At 65.8% G+C, this 18193-nt stretch carries 16 protein-coding genes; 6 read left to right on the top strand and 10 right to left on the bottom strand.

Annotated elements, in window-relative coordinates; all coding sequences use genetic code 11:
* Positions 1 to 180 precede the first annotated feature (180 nt).
* The 6 genes from PV768_RS07265 to PV768_RS07240 form a co-directional block, all read right to left on the bottom strand.
* Entirely contained in the window at positions 181 to 1245 is a 1065-nt protein-coding gene (locus PV768_RS07265; protein WP_421092653.1) for a Gfo/Idh/MocA family protein, read from the bottom strand.
* A 210-nt stretch (positions 1246 to 1455) separates the two neighbouring features.
* Entirely contained in the window at positions 1456 to 3159 is a 1704-nt protein-coding gene (locus PV768_RS07260) for an ABC transporter family substrate-binding protein (RefSeq protein WP_321214749.1), read from the bottom strand.
* Between the two features lie 52 nt (positions 3160 to 3211).
* Positions 3212 to 5449: a dipeptide ABC transporter ATP-binding protein gene (locus PV768_RS07255; RefSeq protein ID WP_421092652.1), complete on the bottom strand. Its 2238-nt coding sequence runs from the start codon at positions 5447 to 5449 to the stop codon at positions 3212 to 3214.
* On the bottom strand, positions 5446 to 6435 hold the full coding sequence (locus PV768_RS07250; protein WP_321214751.1) for an ABC transporter permease: 990 nt from the start codon (positions 6433 to 6435) through the stop codon (positions 5446 to 5448). The genes PV768_RS07255 and PV768_RS07250 overlap by 4 nt, the downstream gene beginning before the upstream one ends.
* Before the next feature lie 2 nt (positions 6436 to 6437).
* Positions 6438 to 7421, bottom strand: a complete 984-nt coding sequence (locus PV768_RS07245) for an ABC transporter permease (RefSeq protein ID WP_157240320.1) — start codon at positions 7419 to 7421, stop codon at positions 6438 to 6440.
* 357 nt (positions 7422 to 7778) lie between these two features.
* On the bottom strand, positions 7779 to 8387 hold the full coding sequence (locus tag PV768_RS07240; RefSeq protein ID WP_421092651.1) for a TetR/AcrR family transcriptional regulator: 609 nt from the start codon (positions 8385 to 8387) through the stop codon (positions 7779 to 7781).
* Between the two features lie 124 nt (positions 8388 to 8511).
* On the opposite strand from PV768_RS07240, the gene PV768_RS07235 reads away from it, so the two are divergent.
* The 6 genes from PV768_RS07235 to PV768_RS07210 all read left to right on the top strand — a co-directional run bounded on the left by PV768_RS07235 (position 8512) and on the right by PV768_RS07210 (position 13672).
* Complete coding sequence (locus PV768_RS07235; protein WP_157240317.1) at positions 8512 to 9069, top strand: NAD(P)H-dependent oxidoreductase; 558 nt, start codon at positions 8512 to 8514, stop codon at positions 9067 to 9069.
* A 112-nt stretch (positions 9070 to 9181) separates the two neighbouring features.
* Positions 9182 to 10426, top strand: a complete 1245-nt coding sequence (gene ligD / locus PV768_RS07230) for a non-homologous end-joining DNA ligase (protein ID WP_421092650.1) — start codon at positions 9182 to 9184, stop codon at positions 10424 to 10426.
* Between the two features lie 127 nt (positions 10427 to 10553).
* The gene (locus PV768_RS07225) at positions 10554 to 11324 is read left to right on the top strand and encodes a hypothetical protein (RefSeq protein WP_421092649.1); all 771 of its coding nucleotides are present in this window, start codon (positions 10554 to 10556) and stop codon (positions 11322 to 11324) included.
* A 96-nt stretch (positions 11325 to 11420) separates the two neighbouring features.
* Positions 11421 to 12713 (top strand): PLP-dependent aminotransferase family protein, encoded by a 1293-nt coding sequence (locus tag PV768_RS07220; RefSeq protein WP_321214755.1) that lies wholly within the window; start codon positions 11421 to 11423, stop codon positions 12711 to 12713.
* 45 nt (positions 12714 to 12758) lie between these two features.
* Positions 12759 to 13187: a universal stress protein gene (locus tag PV768_RS07215; RefSeq protein WP_157240312.1), complete on the top strand. Its 429-nt coding sequence runs from the start codon at positions 12759 to 12761 to the stop codon at positions 13185 to 13187.
* 149 nt (positions 13188 to 13336) lie between these two features.
* Positions 13337 to 13672, top strand: coding sequence for a hypothetical protein (locus PV768_RS07210; protein WP_157240310.1), 336 nt, complete (start codon positions 13337 to 13339; stop codon positions 13670 to 13672).
* Positions 13673 to 13703: 31 nt separating this feature from the next.
* Here the strand turns inward: PV768_RS07210 and PV768_RS07205 are convergent, their stop codons facing one another.
* Genes PV768_RS07205 through pdhA form a run of 4 tightly spaced genes read right to left on the bottom strand, consistent with a single transcriptional unit; the run spans position 13704 to position 18109 of the window.
* Positions 13704 to 14324: a phosphatase PAP2 family protein gene (locus PV768_RS07205; protein WP_421092648.1), complete on the bottom strand. Its 621-nt coding sequence runs from the start codon at positions 14322 to 14324 to the stop codon at positions 13704 to 13706.
* A gap of 9 nt (positions 14325 to 14333) precedes the next feature.
* A complete protein-coding gene (locus PV768_RS07200; protein WP_421092647.1) occupies positions 14334 to 15866 on the bottom strand; it encodes a dihydrolipoamide acetyltransferase family protein in 1533 nt (510 codons plus the stop codon).
* Between the two features lie 21 nt (positions 15867 to 15887).
* Positions 15888 to 16868, bottom strand: coding sequence for an alpha-ketoacid dehydrogenase subunit beta (locus PV768_RS07195; protein ID WP_157240306.1), 981 nt, complete (start codon positions 16866 to 16868; stop codon positions 15888 to 15890).
* The gene (gene pdhA, locus PV768_RS07190) at positions 16868 to 18109 is read right to left on the bottom strand and encodes a pyruvate dehydrogenase (acetyl-transferring) E1 component subunit alpha (protein ID WP_321214759.1); all 1242 of its coding nucleotides are present in this window, start codon (positions 18107 to 18109) and stop codon (positions 16868 to 16870) included. Before pdhA ends, PV768_RS07195 begins: the two co-directional genes overlap by 1 nt.
* Between the last annotated feature and the right edge of the window lie 84 nt (positions 18110 to 18193).

The raw sequence follows: 18193 nt of genomic DNA, 5'->3' as shown, positions 1-18193 counted from the left end.
GCCCTGGCCGCAGGCCTGAACATCGCCGCCGGCCACGTGGCACACCACTCCGTCTCCGAGGCACACAACCTGCCGCTCGTCGCCGACTGGCACGAACTGGTTTCGGCTTAAGTAGTCCATCGGTTGCTCCGTACGCGTCGTTTTGAACCCCCTAAACGACACTTACGGAGCAATCGATGCTTAATGCGCAAGTTTCCGTGCTTCTTCTATTAGTTTGAGGGCCTCGACGGCGTCTTCCGGCTTCACCGGAAGCGGCAGGGCTGATGCCGTGCCGCCGTCGAGGATTTTGTCCGCGAGGATCCGGTAGAACTCGGGGTAGGCGCCGCGTTCGGTGGGCAGGGGGTCGAGGTGGCCATCGCGGCCCAGCAGTCCTGCCCACTCCGGCGCCTCCTCGCCGTACTCGGCGTCCAACGGGCTGCCGCCCGCGGCAATGTACGGCTCCTGCGGGTCCACGCCTTTCTTGGTGAATCCGCCAACGGAACCCAGCACCCGGAACCTCGGTCCCTGCTGGGCGCACATCATGTTCATGGTCAGGTGGCTCAAAACACCGCATTCGTGCCGAAGTACCAGGAACACGTCGTCGTCCGCCCGCTCGTCCGACCTGCGTGCCTTCAACTCTGCGTGGACCACGGAGGCCGGGCCAAAGAGCTGGAGTGCCTGGTCGATCAGGTGGCTGCCTAGATCGAACAAGGTACCGCCGCCCTCCGCCGCCGTGGCGCGCGCCTTCCAAGCCTTCGCGATGGCCGGGGACCACCGCTCGAAGCGGGACTCGAACCGCGTGACCTTGCCCAGCGCGTCAGCGGACAGGAGTTTTTGCACCGTCAGGAAGTCGCCGTCCCACCGCCGGTTCTGGAACACCGTCAAGACCCGCCCCAGCTCCCCTGCCAGCGTGATCAACTCCTGGCCTTGTCCACTGGTCACGGCGAACGGCTTGTCCACCACAACATCCAGGCCTGCCTCCAAGGCAGCCTTGGCCAACGGGTAGTGGGTGGCAGGCGGCGTTCCCAGGACCACGAGGTCCACTTCGTCCGCGCGGGCAAGGACCGCATGGCCGTCCGGCACTGTCCTCACCCCCGGATACCGGGCGGTTGCCGCGGCGTCCCTTCCGGCGTTGGAGGTGGCAATGAGGTCCAGCGAAAAACGGGGGTCCGCCGCTATCAGGGGAGCGTGGAACACACTTCCCGAAAGCCCGAAACCCACGACGGCGGTACGGATGGTGCGCTGCGAAGCTGGGTCCCCGGTCATATTCCTACGCTACTCCCGCAGGCCTGGATGCGAGACGCCGAAATGGGGGCCTTAGGTGAGAGAGCATCCCAAGGAAACCCACGTTAAGTGAGAGAGCATCCCAAGGAAACCCACGTTAAGTGAGAGAGCGTTGAGGGTTCGGGCAGACGGCGAAGGCCGGCACCCCCTGTCCCCAGGGAGTGCCGGCCTTCGCTACAGAGCGGGTGGGGTCTACTTCTTTTCCCAGCCGATGGCGGTCCAGTCCGGAACCTGGGACAGGCTGCGGAACAGGGACGGGCCGTAGTTGGCCAGGCCGGTACGGACGAAGGAGATCTGCGGGCCGTTCATGACCACGCCCATGGAGAAGTACTTCGCCATGTGCTCCTTCTCCACCTCCATGGCCGCCTTGTTGCGCTCGGCGTTGTCCTCGATGGAAGCCAGGTCGGCAATCTTCTTGTCCAGTTCGGCGTCGCCCAACTGGTTCTCGTTGGTCTTGGAGTCGTAGTACTGCTTGACGGCTTCAGTGGCGTCCGCGCTGACGGTGTAGCCGGAAACGCTCATATCGAACTCCCGGGAACCCAGCACCTTGCCGAAATCGGCAGAAGCCCGCTGGTCGATTCCAACATCCATGCCGCCGGCCTGCAGCTGCTTCTGCAGGGTCTGGGTGAAGGCAAGGGTGGTGGGGTCGTCACCGAAGTTGCTGATCTTGAAGGCGGCAGGCTTTCCGTCCTTTTCCATGATGCCGTTTGCATTCGCGGTGTAGCCGGCGTCGGTCAGTACCTTCTTGGCGGCGTCCGGACCGGTTTCCTTCACGGGGTAGTTGTCCTGGTAGTACTCGGAGAAGGGCAGCAGCATCATGGAGCCGGAGCTGGGCTCTTCCCAGTTAAGGCCGTTGAAGCGGACCTTCCGGAGGGCTTCGCGGTCAACGGCGGCGAATATCGCCTCGCGGACAGCCACGTCGGTGATGCGCTGGGCGTTGAGGTTCATGCCACCGGCGAACAGGCGCTGGCCGCGGCGGACCTCGGAGTCCTTGGTGCCGTCAAGCTGCTTGTAGAGGGAGATGGTGTTGGCAGACATGGCGTCGATCTCGCCGTTCTTGAAGGCTGCGATCTGGGCGCTGGTTTCCAGCTGTCGGAACACGACACTCTCCAACACCGGCTTGTTGCCCCACCACTTCTCGTTGGGAACCAGGGATACCGTCTTTGCGGCGGCGTCGTACTGGTCCACCTTGAAGGGCCCTGCCATCCATTCAGGGTGCAGTTCGCCGTTGAAGCCCTCGTTGAAGATTTCAGGGCTGTTCACGGCCGGATGGATCAGTCCGGTGAAGAGGGAGTCCAGCGGGTAGACCGGCCGGCTCGTCTTGACGATGACTTCCTTGTCATTGCTGCCGGCCTCCACGGATTCAACGAACTCGTAGTTTCCTGAGCTGACAATGTCGTAACCGGCGTCCGGGCTCTTGAGGATGTTCCAGGTGTTCTGGAAGGCCTTGACGTCAATCGGCGTGCCGTCGTTGTACGCGGCCTTCTCATTGACCGTGATGGTAATGGTCTGCTTGCCGTCTTCTACCTTGTTTTCCACGGACTCGCAGAAGTCCTTGTTCGGAGTCACTTTTCCGTCGAAGGCAATGTCCCAGCATCCCCAGGTTCCCGCCTGGTCGATGGGACGGTGCAGCGCGGTGTTGTCCGCGCTGTTGCCGTTGTTGGAGAACCCATTGAAGTCCGGGCCGATGTTGCCCAGCGGAAGGGTGACCTTGCCGCCCTGTTTAAGATCGGCTGCAGGCTTCTCATTGATGCTGATGAGCTTGGACAGGTCGCTGCCTGCCTCCTGGCCCTTGGCCGTTTCCGGCCCGGTGGACCCGCCACCGCCGCCGCAGGCAGTCAGCGCCAGAGCTGCGGCAATTGCCGCCGCTCCGCCGATCCTGTTCAGATTCCTCATGGTGTTCCCTTCGTTGGTGCGAGTGGTGGTGCTGGTGATGGGCCGGTAAAACCTAGGATGCATGGCGGTCCGCCGCGTCATGGACCACCAGCATGTCCTCGTCCAGCTCCCCGTCGGGGAAGAAGCAGGCGAAGCGTTGGTCCACGGCGGGCAGCGGGTGCGCCGCCAAGGCCTGGGCCGCCGGCGACGGCGGTACGGGCTCCAGTGGTGGTTCGAGAGTCAGGCATTTTTCCTGCTTCGCCGCCGGCAGCGCTGCGAAAACGGGGCAGCGTGTGGCGAAGTTGCAGCCCTTGGGGGCGTCCAGCGGCGAGGGCAGCTCCCCCCGGAGAATGATGCGTTCCCGCGTGCGTTCCAGCTGCGGGTCCGGAACCGGGATGGCCGAGAGCAGGGCGCGGGTGTAGGGGTGGCGGGGGTTGTCGAACACGCGGTCCACCTCGCCGATCTCCACGATCTTCCCCAGGTACATCACGGCTACCCGGTTGGAGATGTGCCGGACCACGGAGAGGTCGTGGGCCACCAGAAGGTAGCTGAGGCCCAGTTCAGCGCGGAGCTTGTCGAGGAGGTTGATGACGCCGGCCTGGACGGAGACATCCAGGGCGGAGACAGGCTCGTCCAGGACAACGAGCTTCGGGTTCACGGCCAGGGCGCGGGCTATTCCGATGCGCTGGCGCTGGCCGCCGGAGAACTGGTTGGGGAAGCGGTTGACGTGGTCCGGCTGCAGGCCCACCAGCTTCATGAGCTCCATGATGCGCTTCTTGATGGCCTGCCGGTCCATGCCCGCGTTCTGGAGCGGCTCGGCGAGCACTTCATAGACCGTGAATCGCGGATCCAGTGCGCCGGTGGGGTCCTGGAACACCATCTGGAGTTCACGGCGCATGGCGCTCTTGGTCCGGGCATCGGCGGCCTGCTTGTTGCTGATGCCGCCAATCACCACTTCGCCATCCTGGTCCTTGTGGAATTCCATGATTTCCAGCAGCGTGGTGGTCTTGCCTGAGCCGGACTCCCCCACGATGGAGAAGCACTCCCCTTCGCGGATATCGAAGGTCAGTCCGTCCACTGCCTTGATGGTGCCGATCCGCTTCTTGAGCAGCGCGCCCCGGGTCAGCGGGAAGTGTTTGCGCACGTCCTTGAGCTGCAGGACTGTTGAGCGCTCCTCCCGCGGGATGGCGTCGAAACGTGAGACGGGCACGGGCGGGGCGGCGAAGACATCGTGGGCATCAACGTCACCGCCCAGGGACTCCGATTTGATGCAGGCCGCGCTGTGGTACGCGCTGCCCGGTACCGGGAGGAGCGCCGGTTCGCCATCGAGGCACGCGTCCTCCGCGAGCGGGCAGCGGGGGGCGAACGAGCAGCCGGTGGGTGTGTGGACCAGGTTGGGCGGCATTCCCTCAATGGGGACCAGCGATGCCTTTTCCGCGACATCAACGCGGGGTACGGCGCCGAGCAGGCCCATGGTGTAGGGCATCCGCGGGTTGTAGTAGAGGTCATCCACTGCACCCGTCTCCACCGGCCTGCCGGCATACATCACCATGATGTCGTCAGCCATGCCGGCCACCACGCCGAGGTCGTGCGTGATCATGACGACGGCGGCGCCGGTCTCCTCCTGCGCGGTATGCAGCACCTCCAGCACCTGGGCCTGGATGGTCACGTCCAGGGCCGTCGTCGGCTCATCCGCGATGAGGACCCGCGGGTTGTTGGCGATGGCGATGGCGATCATCACCCGCTGGCGCATGCCGCCGGAGAACTCGTGCGGGAAGGCCCTGAGCCGCTCCTTGGGGCTGGGGATGCCCACCATGGCAAGAAGTTCGACGGCGCGCGCCTCCTTCGCCTGCTTGCTCATGGTGGGGTTGTGGATGGTCAGCGCCTCGATGATCTGCGTGCCCACCGTGTAGACGGGCGTCAGGGAAGACAGCGGATCCTGGAAGACCATGGCCAGCTCATTGCCGCGGTACCCGCACATGGCTTTGTCGCTGAGCCCCAGCAGTTCCTTGCCCTTGAGCCGGACCGAGCCGGTGACCTCGGCTGTGGCGGGGAGCAGGCCCATGATGGCGAGGGACGTCACCGACTTGCCGGAGCCCGACTCACCCACGATGCCCAGCGTCCTTCCTGGCATCAGGTCGAAGTCCACTCCCCGGACGGCGTGCACCACGCCGTTCTCGGTGTTGAAGCGGACGTTCAGGTCCCGGACGGACAGGACTGCGTCCGTGGGCGCGTGCAGGCCCGCGACGTGCAGCCGCTCCACCGCTGACTGGGGCTGCCCAACCGGACCGGCGGCAGTTTCGCTGCTCATGAGGCGTTCCCCTTTACGCGGGTTTTCAGGGCGGTGCGTTTCCTGGCGCTGCCGGATGAACTTGAGCTGGGGTCGAAGGCGTCCCGCAGGCCGTCGTTCATCATGGCCAGGGACCCGGTGAGGAGGAACATGACGGTCAGCGGCACCCAGAACATCCAGGGGAAGGTCTGCACCTGGGACGTGGCGCCGCCGATCAGCACGCCGAGGCTCACATCCGGAACCTTGATGCCGATGCCGATGAAGGAGAAGGCCACTTCCGCGAGGATGGCACCGGTAACGCCGCGGGTGATGTCCAGGACCAGCAGCGATCCGATGTTGGGGACCAGGTGCCGCCACACGATCCTGCGCGCCGGGACGCCCATGTACTGGGCTGCCTTGACGAAGTCCCGCTGCATCAGTGACATGGACATGGACCGGATCAGCCGTGCCGTGCCCATCCAGCTGAAGACGAGCAGCACGATGATGAGCAGCAGCCACGACGGCAGGTTCCGCCTGAGCCCCTCACCTCCGCCGCTGGTGGCCACCGCCACTACCAGGAGGGCCGGCATCATGATGAGCGCTTCCAGGATGAAGAGCATCACCTTGTCCACCTTGCCGCCGAAGTAGGCCATGGTGCAGCCGTAGACGGCGGCGACGAGGACAGAAACGAGACCGACAATCAGGCCGATCAGGATGGAGATCCGCGTGCCTTCCACCGTCATCGCGTAGAGGTCTATGCCCGCCTGGGAGGTCCCCAGGAAGTGCTCGGCCGACGGCGGCATGCCGATGTTGAACGGGTCGATGGTTTCCTTGTCCCATTGGGTGAAGTATCCGCCCACAAAGGAAAAGAGGGTCAGGGCAAGGAAGATGCCAAGGCCCGCCACGGCCGTCTTGTTCCGCATGAAGCGGCGGAAGATGATGGTGTTCTTGCCAATGACGACGTCGGCGTTCTCCAGGTGCGCGTCCTGCGCGACGGCGGCCGGATCCACTGCATTGAGGTTGGTCACGGCTACTGCACCCGCACTCTCGGGTCAACAAGGGTGGTGGCGAAATCCGCCAGGATGGCGCCCAGGGCGAAGATGACCGAACCATACGCCAGGGTGGCGGTGGCGGCATTCACGTCCTGGAGCGAGATGGCGTCGATGCTCCACGAACCCACGCCCGGCCACGCGAAGATCTTCTCGGCGAAGAAGCCGCCGGCAAAGATGGCCGGGATGGTGAAGGCGATGCTTTGGGCCACCGGGATGAAGGAGACGCGCAGTGCATGCCGGGAGATGGCCTGGTTGCGGGTGAGCCCCTTGGCGCGGGCCGTCCGGACGAAGTCCGCGTTAACGTTGTCCAGGAGGTACTGGCGCTGGGCGATCTGGTAGGACCCCCAGCCCACCAGTGTGATGGCCACCGTGGGAACGGCGTAGTGCGCGAGCATGTCGATGAACTGGGCCCAGCCCGGCTCTATGCCGGGTGTGGAGATGCCGGTGACGAAGAAGATGCGCTCGCCCACGGTTTCGTTGATGTTAATGGCACCCAGCTGCACCAGGAAGTAGGCAATCGGGGCGGGAACGATGTAGGCAAGGTAGCTGTACGAAGTGATGGCCCGGTCCTGGAACTTGTACTGGCGTGCGGCCGAGTAGACCCCCAGGGCCACGCCGATCACCAGCGTCAGGATGATGGAGGCCAGGAAGAGCCGCGTGGAGATCCAGACACGGTCTCCGAACTCGGCGTTGATGAAGGCGCCGTTGGGGCTCCGGCCCCAGTCCCAGCGAGTCACGATCCCGGTCAGCCATTCGACGTACCGTTCCCACGGGCTGAGGTCTGGATCGAGGCCCTTCAGCCGCATGGAGTTTGCCACCTGCTCGGGGGTGGGGCGGGGAATCCGTTCCTGCTCAAGCAGCGCGGGCTTCAGGGAACTGACCGCCAGGAAATACCCGGCCGAGGTAGTCAGGAAGATCATGAAGATGTACGTGATGCCGCGCTTGGCGAGGTACCTGAGCATGGGGCGCTATTTCCGTTTCGCCGCCACGGGCCGGGGGAAGGAGCACAGCGGTATCCACTGGTGCGCCGGGTTCTTGGCCCTGTCAACAATCACGTGCTGGATCCTTCCGTCATCCCCGGTTCAGCGGGGGTTGTGCCGCGTCATCGGGTCCTCCACCAGCGGGTAGCTGGCCTCCCGCAGCCTTGGCAGGCCAGGTCCTGATGGACTATGTCGCGGGTCACATTCCAGAGGAAACTATCACAAGCCCCGAGCGAAAATGCGGGCGGACGCCCGGAAAGCTACCCGCCCGTATCAGATCGTTATGAATAAGTTTGTGAAGTTCGTGTGACTGGACGGCCGGCACAAAACTGGCGTAATCTACGCGCCGCGGACCACCCGTGTGACAAGCTCCCGCCACGAAGCCGCCAACCGTTCGGGGGTAACTCCGTGCACCCTCACCAGGGTCAGCAGCCGCTCCGGATCAAGGGTTGCGCTCAAGGATCCCGCCATCAGCCAGGGGTCGGGCTCGAATCCCTCTTCCCGGAGCAGCACCTCGATATGGCGGTGCCAGAGCGCCGCGGGAGGCGCTTCGAAGCGGCCCCGGGCTGCGTTCTCCGCCGCGAGCACAAGCTCGCCGAATTCCATCACGTAGGCGATTCTTTCGGCACCGAACGCGATGAGCCGTTCCAGCCCGGGAGCGCCCGGCCCTAGCGGCGGCGGTCCAAACATGAAGCGCGCCTGGAAGGCAGCCTCCGATTCACTCAGGAGGGTAAGCATCAGCCCGGCCCGGCTGCCAAACCGGCGGAAAACGGTGCCTTTGCCCACACCGGCGTGTTCAGCGAGCCGGTCCATGGTCAGGCCCTGGGCGCCGCACTCCTCAATAAGTTCCTGCGCAGCCTTCAGCAGTCGTTCCCGGTTCCGCGCGGCGTCGCTACGTTCGGGGGAGGGCTCCGGGGTCAGGCCGGGCCGCAGTGGGATGAAGCTCACATCAGCTATTCTAAGGCCCGGGAATAATAAACGGACTACGGTCCGTTTACTCTGGGTGAAGGCAGTAACTGCCCCAGCTTTCCAACGGCAGCGGCCCTCCCGCAGCCCTGATCCAGGAGTTCCCATGACCAAGAGCACCGTCCTCACCCTCGTCGGCAGCCTCCGCGCCGACTCCACCAACCAGAAACTTGCCGAGGCAATCCAGCTGAACGCACCGGAGCAGGTGGACGTGGTGATCCACGAGAGCCTGGGCAACATTCCGTTCTACAACGAGGACATCGACGTCGAGGGCCAGGTGCCCGAGGCGGCTGCCGCGCTGCGCGCCGCCGCCAACGGGGCGGACACGCTGCTGCTCGTCACTCCGGAGCACAACGGCACGGTGCCGGCCGCCCTGAAGAACGCCATCGACTGGCTGTCCCGCCCCTTCGGCGCCGGCGCCCTCGCCGGCAAGCCCACCGCCGTCGTCGGAACTGCCTTTGGCCAGTACGGCGGGGTCTGGGCCCAGGACGAGGCCCGCAAGGCTGCAGGCATCGCCGGCGCCCGGGTTCTCGAGGACGTCAAGCTCGCCGTGCCCGGCTCCATGGTGCGCTTCGCTGAGATCCACCCGAAGGACGACGCTGAGGTGGTGGAGCAGATCAAGGGTGTGTTCGACGCCCTCGCGGCCGCCCGGCCGGCAGCCTAGCCAGCTGGCCGTCCGCGGTGCCCGGTGCAGAGATCTGCGCCGGGCACTTCGGTTTAACGCGGCGGCCGCTCCCGCTCTGGCTGCCGCATCCGATCGTTGCTAGCGTGACGGAATGAGCCCGTCGAAGACCCCGGCCGAGACCCTTTCCATTGCCGGGACAGAAGTCCGCATCTCAAGCCCCGACAAGATGGTGTTCCCGGAACCGGGGCTGACGAAGCTGGACCTGGTGCGGTACTACCTTTCCGTCGCGGAGGGCGCACTGCGCGGTGCAGGCGGGCGGCCGATGGTCCTCAAGCGCTTCCCCAAGGGCATCGGCGCAGAGCCGTTTTTCCAGAAGCGCGTGCCGGAAAACCACCCGGACTTCATTGACACCGCAACACTGCACTACGCGTCCGGGACATCGGCCGAAGAGGCGGTCATCCGGGACGCCGCCGGCCTGGCCTGGGTGGTGAATCTCGGGTGCCTGGACCTTAACCCGCATCCCGTGCGCGCCGAGGACCTGGAGCACCCCGATGAGCTCCGCGTGGACCTTGACCCGATGCCGGGCGTGGACTGGTCGCAGATCGTCGACGTCGCCTATGTGGCGCGGGAGGTGCTCGACGACGTCGGCCTGGCGGGGTGGCCAAAAACCAGCGGCTCGCGCGGGCTCCACATCCTGGTGCGGATCGCGCCGCAGTGGTCCTACCGTGACGTCCGGCTCGCCGCAGAGACCCTCGCCCGTGAGGTTGAGAACCGCGCTCCGGGCCTGGCCACCGCGCGGTGGTGGAAGGAGGAGCGCGGTGAGAGTGTGTTTGTGGACTTCAACCAGAACGCCAAGGACCGCACCGTGGCATCGGCCTACTCGATCCGACCCCTGCCCGACGCCCGGGTCTCCACGCCGTTGACGTGGGATGAAGTCCGCTCCGCCCGGCCCGAACAGTTTACGGTCCTAACAGTGCCCGGGCGCTTCGCTGATATGGGCGACCCCCACGCGCGGATCGACGACGCCGTGGGCACCCTGGATGCACTCCTGGCCCTGGCTGCCGAGCTGGGACCCGCCGAGAAGGCGCCGCGTGCCGGGGACGGCTCCGGCCGCCGGCAATCGGTGATGCCGCTCATCGAAGTGGCCCGGACCAGGACCAAGCCCGAGGCGCTGGCCGCCCTTGGGGAGTGGAAGTCCCGGCATGCCGGCCTTGTCCAAGACCTCCATCCAGCAGACGTCATGGTGGACGGGATGCGCGGATCGAGCTCGCTCTGGTACCGGGTGCGGGTGAACCTGCAGCACGTCCCGGAGGCGGAGCGCCCGGAGCAGGAGGAACTCATTGCGGACTACGATCCATGGGAGGGCAGGGTATGGCCGGGCCAGCCGACGTCCTGACTGCGGCGCTGCCTGCCGCGCTCCCGTGACCAACTCTTATCCCAACCGGTACCTTCCCGGCATTCCCGCTCCAAAACCCCGGCCGTAACGTTAATCCACCGGACCGGACAAGGAATGCGGTGCAGGCATGCCAGCAGGGTGGAATGCAGGAGAACGCAGGGCCAGGCTGCGGGCAGCAGCAGTGGCCAGCCTCACGCTTCCATTGTGGCTCGGCGCCTGCGTAGTCCAGGCCCCCCAGGAGCCCAGGCAGGCACCTTCCGCCCCGCTGGCAGTCAACAGGGGCGCGACGGCAGAAGCCCCGCAGTCCCTTACCCCCGCACCGCAGCCCCGGGACGCCGCGCCGCCGGAGGCTCCCGCCGTGCCGCCGGACTCATCCGGCCCCGCTGCCGGACCGGACGCGCCGGCTACATCCGTTCCGGCAACCGGCAGCTCCGAAGCCGGGGCGGCGCAAGCTGGGCTCCCGGACGGCACCATCCATGGCGAATCCGAGGCCGGCACGGTCACCGCGTACTACGTGCTCGTGGACGACGGCGGCAGGAACGGAGTGCGCTTTGGCTGCAATGACAGCCTGGTGGGCATAGCCCACGCCGGCCCTGCCGCGGAGGCGCTTCCTGCTGCCATCGGCGCGCTGCTGGACCCGCCCGGGGAGGCGCTGTCCGAGCATGAACCGAAGGCCTACAACGCCCTGTCCGGGTCGCGGCTGAAGTTCCTTTCCGGCAGCTTCGACGGCACCACCGTCACGGTGTACCTCACCGGCGTCCTTAGGCCCGGAGGGACCTGCGATGTGCCCCGCATGGAAGCACAGCTCACGCAAACAGCCGTAGCGGCCGCCGGCGCCATCAGGGCAGAGATCTACGTGAACGGACGCAGCCTGGCGGAGGCGCTGGAGCTCGACTAGGGCTGCCCTGCTTCCAAGGGCCGGGCACACAACCCGGGTGACTCATTGATATACAGGTGTTGCTTTTTAGGCAACACTCCGCGGTATCCTGATGATGTGACCCACGAAACACTTGACGCCGCAGCAGGGACGCTGCCGGCCGAAGCCATTGATGCCATCGAGCGGGCGGCAACCTCCGCCCACCGCCATGAAGAACTGTTTTCAGCACGCGCCGCGAACATCCGACAGTCAGCGGTGAGGGATGTCTTTGACATTTCCATGCGTCCAGGGCTTGTCTCGCTTGCCGGCGGAAGCCCCTACCTGCAGTCCCTCCCGCTGGACCGGCTCGCCGCGACGGCCGCGAAAATCATCGCCGACGACGGGCTGACCGCACTGCAGTACGGCAGCGGGCAAGGATCCGAGGAGCTCCGCGCCCAGATCTGCGAGGTGATGGCGGCAGAAGGCATTCTCGACGCCCTTCCGCAGAACGTGGTGATCACCGCCGGTTCGCAGTCTGCGCAGGACGTGGCCACCAAGGTCTTCTGCAATCCGGGCGACGTGGTCCTCGTGGAGGAGCCCACCTACGTGGGCGCACTCAACACCTTCGAGGCGTACCAGGTGCAGGTGGAAACCATAGGGATGGACCAGTCCGGCCTGGTGCCGGAACTGCTGGAGGCGCGGATTGCCGCCCTCCAGACGGCCGGAAAGAACGTCAAGTTCCTGTACACCATCCCCAACTTCAACAACCCCTCAGGGATAACGCTGGCCAAGGAGCGCCGCCAGCAGGTGGTGGACATATGCCGCAAAGCGAATATCCTGGTGATCGAGGACAACCCCTACGGCCTGCTCCGCTTCGGCGGTGAGCCACTTAAGCCGCTCCGCGCAGAAAACCCGGACGACGTCATCTACATGGGTTCCTTCTCCAAGATTTTCGCCCCCGGCCTGCGGATCGGCTGGGCCCTGGTTCCCGAACACCTGCAGCGCCGGTATTACCTGGCAGCCGAGGCCGTGACGCTCTGCCCGCCGGCCTTCAACCAGATGCTGGTCTCGGCGTACCTCCGCGACTACGACTGGAGGGGCCAGATCCAGACCTACCGCGAGCTGTACGCCGAACGCTGCAGCGCCATGCTCGCCGCCCTGGCCGAGCACATGCCGGCCGGAACCACCTGGACCAGCCCCGAGGGCGGCTTCTTCGTATGGGTGACCCTCCCGGAGGGGGTGGACACTTATCCCCTGTTGCAGAAGGCGATCGACGCCGGAGTGGTGTTCATCCCCGGGGCCGCCTTCACGCCGTCGGACGAACCGTCCAACAAGCTGCGCCTGGCGTTCAGCGCCGTGCCCCCGGAAGCCATCACCGAAGGCGTGCGCCGCCTGGCGCCGGTGCTGCAGGAAGCCATCGCCGCGCTGTAGCCTTGGCCTGACCAAGCGCCACCGAAACCAAGCAAAGGAGCACACATGAGCGGAATCATCGTTGTAGGGGTGGACGGCAGCGGGACGGCAAAGAAAGCAGCCGAAGCGGCGCGGGACCTCGCCGCGGCCCTCGGCGCCTCCCTCCATGTGGTGTCCGCCTTCGACAGCGACAAGACCGAGGTGTTCGGCAGCGGCAGCGACCGGTGGATCGTGTCCGACGCGGATGCCGCCGAGCACGTGGCACGGACAGTCGCAGAATCGCTGGGGAGGGACATCAAGGTGACGTACTCCGCCGCCCGCGGCCGGCCGGCCGATGCACTCATCAAGGAGGCCCTGCGGATGGAAGCCCGGATCATCGTGGTGGGAAACCGCAGGATGCACGGTATTGGCCGCGTGCTTGGCAGCGTAGCCAACAGCGTTGCCCACAATGCCCCCTGCGACGTTTACATCGCAAACACGTACGACGCCGAGTAGCGGCTTTACGGACACCATGCGGGAGCCAGGCCCCTGCATGGTGTCCGTTCTCACGCCCGAAAGCGCCTTTCCGGTGCTGCCCCGACGATAAAATTGGATAAGCCCCCAACGGTGCGGACACCCACTACCACCACCATCAAGGGGCCCCAATGATTACCCTCCAGCGCCGCCATCTGGCAGGCCACGACATCCTCCTTGCCCGCCACGGCAACCACATCTGCTCCATGCGGGTTGACCGCAGCAATGACCGGGTGGTCGCCTTGCTGGACGACGGCAGCGTGGACAGCGCGCCGAACCTCATCGCCCCAGGCCTGAGGCTTCCCGAGACCGTGGGCAGCGTGTTGCGGGAGGATTGGAAGCTCCTGACGGCCTGGGCCGGCATGGCAGCGGCCATGGCTGTACTCATGACGGGTGCCGCAGTGGTCCTGGGTACCACCGCAGACCCGGCAACCCTCGAGATGCTGGCCGCGCATACCTCCTACTAGGGAGCGGACACCCGTCCTGCCGGGTGCTTGGCTAAGGAACCATCCAGCCTTCGAGGGCCCACCAGATCCCGCCCATCACCACGCCGCCAAAGAGCGCGCCGGCGATCACCTGTGCCCGTGAATGCGCGCGCAGCACCACGCGGGACCAGCCCACGGCGGGTACCAGAAGCAGCAGCGGAAGCCAGACCGGCCCAAGCATGAGCACGGCGATCACGGCTGAAGAGGACACCGCAGCCGCATGCCCGCTGATCTTCCAGAACGGGCTCACGGCCGCCAGCACCACGACCCCCGCCACCACCGCAAGGACCATTGCCACCACGCTTTGCGGCGCCCCCACCGCTTCCAGCACCAGGAGCCCGGCCAGGATGCAGGCCAACGCCATCAGCAGCACAGGCGCACGCTGCCGGCGGTCGCTGACGTGGTGGTCCGTCACCTTCCCCATCCGTACCAGCAGGAGGAGCAGGAACAGCGGTAGCACGCAGACGAACAGGGCGGCCAGCGCTCCGTAGCCGATGGTTCCGGGGAACCCCGGCTGCGTCATGGGGCTGATCAGCAACTGGATGCTCACCACCACGGGCGGCTGGAACACCTCCGTCAGCCATCGTGCGGCACGGTTTTTCAGCCGGATGGTGCTGCTGCTGTCGGCGGCCACAGTGGTGCCCTAGTCCAGGAGGAGCGCCGGCTCCTCAAGGATGGCAGCGACGTCGGCCATAAAGCGGGCGGAGAGGTCGCCGTCCACCACGCGGTGGTCGAATGATCCGCCAAGGGTGGTGATCCAGCGCGGGATCACTTCCCCGTCCAGGACCCAGGGCTTCTGCTTGATGGTTCCGAAGGCCACGATGGCAACCTCGCCCGGATTGATGATGGGCGTGCCGGTATCAATCCCGAGGGCACCGATGTTGGTGATGGTGAGCGTGCCGCCCTGCATCTCGGCGGGCTGGGTTTTGCCGGCCCTGGCGGTGACGGCCAGGTTGTTGAGCGCCAGCGCCAGTTCCTTCAGGGACAGGTCCTGGGCGTTCTTGATGTTGGGCACCATCAGCCCGCGGGGTGTGGCTGCCGCGATGCCCAGGTTCATGTAATGCTTCACGTGGATCTCGGCGCCGCCGGTTCCGTCCGCGTTGTCCACCCACGTGGCATTGACGCTGGGGTTCCGTGCGGCCGCCCAGATCACGGCCTTGGCAAGGATAAGCAGCGGCGAGACTTTGATGCCCTCAAAATCCCTGGACACCTTGAGCCGCTTGACGAATTCCATGGTGCGGCTGGCATCAACGTCGACGAAAATACTGACGTGCGGCGCCGCGAATGCGGAATCCACCATGGCCTTCGCCGTGGCTTTCCGGACGCCCTTGACGGGAATCCGTTCGATCCTCTGGTCCTGCGGCTTGCCGGCCTTCCCCCAGAACCCGTCCGCCTTGTCCAGTTCCGCGTCCCGCTGGGCCTGGTAGCTGACCAGGTCCTCCCGGGTGACCTCGCCGCGTGATCCGGTTGCCACCACGTCCGCCAGGTCAATGCCCAGGTCCCGGGCGATCTTGCGGACCGGGGGCTTCGCCAGGACCTTGTTGACCAGGCCGGTGATGGTGCCGCCCAGCGTAGGGCGGTTGTCCACGGCGTCGACGGCGGTTTCGCCTGGCACCCGGGTGGCAGTGCCTGCCGGTGTCCCCGGCCTTGCGGACACCTCGGCCGGCGTGCGGGGCTGGACCGGCTCCACCTCCGGGGCGTTGACGGACAGTGCACCCGCCGGGCCCCTGGTGGTGGAGCTGGTCGAAATCCTTGGCCGCCGCTTGACGGCGTCCGCCTTTGGCCCGGAGCCAACCAGGGGCCCTCCGGCCAACGCACTGTCGGCGGCGGGGGCACTTCCCGTTGAGTCGGCGTCGGACGCCGGAAGCTTTCCGTAGAGCGGCTGGACAGGCATCTCAGGCGCAGGGACGTCCGCGGGTGTCGGGTCCCCGGCGACGTCATCGCTGACGCTGATGATCGCGGTGCCGACGTCGATGGTCACGCCTTCGGGGACCAGCAGTTCAGTGACGGTTCCCGCGAACGGAGACGGCAGTTCCACGAGGGACTTGGCCGTTTCGATTTCGCAGAGGACGTCGTTAATGGCGACGGCGTCGCCCGGCTTGACCTTCCAGGAGACGATTTCGGCCTCGGTGAGTCCCTCGCCGACGTCGGGCAGGTTGAACTTGTTGAGAGTCATGGTGTCCTTGGTTGGAAAGCCTCAGTAGGAGAGGGCGCGGTCCAGCGCCTCCAGGATGCGGTCAATGTCCGGAAGGTAGTCTTCCTCCACCTTGGCAACCGGATAGGGCATGTGGAATCCGCCAACGCGGATCACCGGAGCCTCCAGTGAATGGAAGGCACGCTCGCTGATCCGGGCCGCGATTTCACCGCCGATACCGCCGAACGTGGGTGCCTCATGGGCAACGACCAACCGTCCGGTCTTCTGAACGGAGGCCGTGACGGTATCGAAGTCCAGCGGCGAGATGGACCGGAGGTCGATCACCTCCACGCTGTGGCCGTCCTCCTCGGCTGCGTTGGCGGCGGCCAGCGCAACCGGAACCAGCGGGCCGTAGGCAACCAGGGTCGCATCCGTGCCGCTGCGGAGGACGTGGGCCTTGAAGGGGTCCCCCGCCCGGCCCGGCGCCTGCACGTCCACCTCGCCCTTGAGCCAGTACCGGCGCTTGGGTTCGAAAATGATGACAGGATCCTGGCACTCCACGGCCTGCTGGACCATCCAGTACGCGTCATGCGCATTGGACGGCGTGATGATACGCAGGCCTGCGGTGTGCGCGAACAGCGCCTCCGGGGACTCCGAGTGGTGCTCAACCGAACCGATGCCTCCGCCGTACGGGATCCGGATGACCACCGGGACCGTGAGGTTGCCGTTGCTGCGGGCGTGCATCTTGGCCAACTGGGTGGTGATCTGGTTGAAGCCGGGGAAGACAAAACCGTCGAACTGGATTTCGCAGACCGGCCGGTAGCCGCGCAGCGCGAGGCCAATCGCGGTTCCGATGATCCCGGATTCGGCCAGTGGTGTATCCACCACGCGGTCCGGGCCGAACTCGCCGATCAGTCCGTCGGTCACCCTGTACACCCCGCCCAGGGGCCCGATGTCTTCACCCATCAGCAGTGATTTAGGGTTTTGCGTGAGCGTCGCGCGGAGGCCTTCGTTGATGGCCTTGGCGATAGTCATTGTGGTCATCAGTGGCCTGCCTTTGCTGCTGCCTGCGCCGATTCTTCGCCATGCTCACCGGCTGCGAACCCTGCACTGTACTCCTCGAACCATGCAAGCTCCTCCGCCACCAGGGGGTGGGCTTCGGCGTAGGTGTTGGCGAAAGCAGAGCGGATGTCAGGAGTCTCGAGGTCGTGGGTGGTGCGCCGGACGTAGGCGGCGAGCTCATCGCCGTCGGCCTTCACCTTCGCGAAGAAGGCGTCGTCGGCCAGGCCCTCGGAGCGGAGGTATTTCTCCACGCGGGCCAGCGGGTCCTTTGCCCGCCAGGCGTCTTCTTCTGACGACTGGCGGTACTTGGTGGGGTCATCGGCAGTGGTGTGGGCGCCCACACGGTAGGTGAAGGCCTCGATCAGGACCGGGCCCTTGCCTTGGCGCGCGTGCTCCAGAGCCCACTCGGTGACGGCATGGACGGCGATCACGTCGTTTCCGTCCACGCGGATGCCCGGGAAGCCGTACCCCTTGGCGCGGTTGGACAGCGGCACACGGGTCTGAACGTTGGTGGGCACGGAAATGGCCCAGTGGTTGTTCTGGCAGAAGAACACCACCGGGGCGTTGTAGGAGGAAGCGAAAACCATGGACTCGTGGACATCGCCCTCGGAGCTGGCGCCGTCACCGAAATAGGCGATGACGGCAGCGTCCTCCCCTGAACCGGAGGCTCCCGTAGCTGCCGCCAGCTTCTGGTCGCGCTGGATTCCCATGGCGTAGCCCACGGCGTGGAGCGTCTGGGCGGCAAGGACCAGCGTGTAGAGGTGGAAGTTGGTGTCCTTCGGGTTCCAGCCGCCGTTCGACACTCCGCGGAACTGCCGGAGGAGTTCGGCGAGGTCCACGTCGCGGGTCAGTGCCACGCCGTGTTCGCGGTAGGTGGGGAAGATGTAGTCCTGCGGCCGGCTGGCCCTGCCGGAACCGATCTGCGCGGCTTCCTGGCCGGTCAGCGGGACCCAGAGTGCAAGCTGTCCCTGGCGCTGCAGGGCCGTTGCCTCGACGTCGAACCGGCGGATGGCCGCCATGTCCGCATAAAGGCCGCGCAGGGCTTCAGGAGTGATCTTCTCCGCGTACTCGGTGAAGACGGGATCGAACCCAAGCTTTCCGTCCGGGCCCAGGAGCTGGACCATCTGCGCCGGGGGTTCCCCCATGACCGCCTCGGCATCAGCCTCGCGCTGGTCGTCTACCGCTGTTTCGTCGAACTCGGTGGAAGGCAGATGTGTGCCCATACCGTCTCCTCGCTTGCCGCATGCGGATGCAGTGCAATGTCGCTGGGATATATGCCTCATAAGGAATAGATTCCCTGCGGGGCA

Origin of the sequence: Pseudarthrobacter sp. CC4, from assembly GCF_048957775.1 — a bacterium.
Lineage (GTDB): Bacteria > Actinomycetota > Actinomycetes > Actinomycetales > Micrococcaceae > Arthrobacter.
Note: the sequence above shows the minus strand (reverse complement) of the source record. Positions and strands in the feature narration are given on the sequence as shown.

Excerpts from the sequence above, each read along its gene's own strand:
- PV768_RS07265 (WP_421092653.1), bottom strand. The coding sequence starts at position 1,245 with ATGACCGGGGACCCAGCTTCGCAGCGCACCATCCGTACCGCCGTCGTG.
- PV768_RS07260 (WP_321214749.1), bottom strand. The coding sequence starts at position 3,159 with ATGAGGAATCTGAACAGGATCGGCGGAGCGGCGGCAATTGCCGCAGCT.
- PV768_RS07255 (WP_421092652.1), bottom strand. The coding sequence starts at position 5,449 with ATGAGCAGCGAAACTGCCGCCGGTCCGGTTGGGCAGCCCCAGTCAGCG.
- PV768_RS07245 (WP_157240320.1), bottom strand. The coding sequence starts at position 7,421 with ATGCTCAGGTACCTCGCCAAGCGCGGCATCACGTACATCTTCATGATC.
- PV768_RS07235 (WP_157240317.1), top strand. The coding sequence starts at position 8,512 with ATGACCAAGAGCACCGTCCTCACCCTCGTCGGCAGCCTCCGCGCCGAC.
- ligD (WP_421092650.1), top strand. The coding sequence starts at position 9,182 with ATGAGCCCGTCGAAGACCCCGGCCGAGACCCTTTCCATTGCCGGGACA.
- PV768_RS07225 (WP_421092649.1), top strand. The coding sequence starts at position 10,554 with ATGCCAGCAGGGTGGAATGCAGGAGAACGCAGGGCCAGGCTGCGGGCA.
- PV768_RS07215 (WP_157240312.1), top strand. The coding sequence starts at position 12,759 with ATGAGCGGAATCATCGTTGTAGGGGTGGACGGCAGCGGGACGGCAAAG.
- PV768_RS07210 (WP_157240310.1), top strand. The coding sequence starts at position 13,337 with ATGATTACCCTCCAGCGCCGCCATCTGGCAGGCCACGACATCCTCCTT.
- PV768_RS07200 (WP_421092647.1), bottom strand. The coding sequence starts at position 15,866 with ATGACTCTCAACAAGTTCAACCTGCCCGACGTCGGCGAGGGACTCACC.
- PV768_RS07195 (WP_157240306.1), bottom strand. The coding sequence starts at position 16,868 with ATGACCACAATGACTATCGCCAAGGCCATCAACGAAGGCCTCCGCGCG.
- pdhA (WP_321214759.1), bottom strand. The coding sequence starts at position 18,109 with ATGGGCACACATCTGCCTTCCACCGAGTTCGACGAAACAGCGGTAGAC.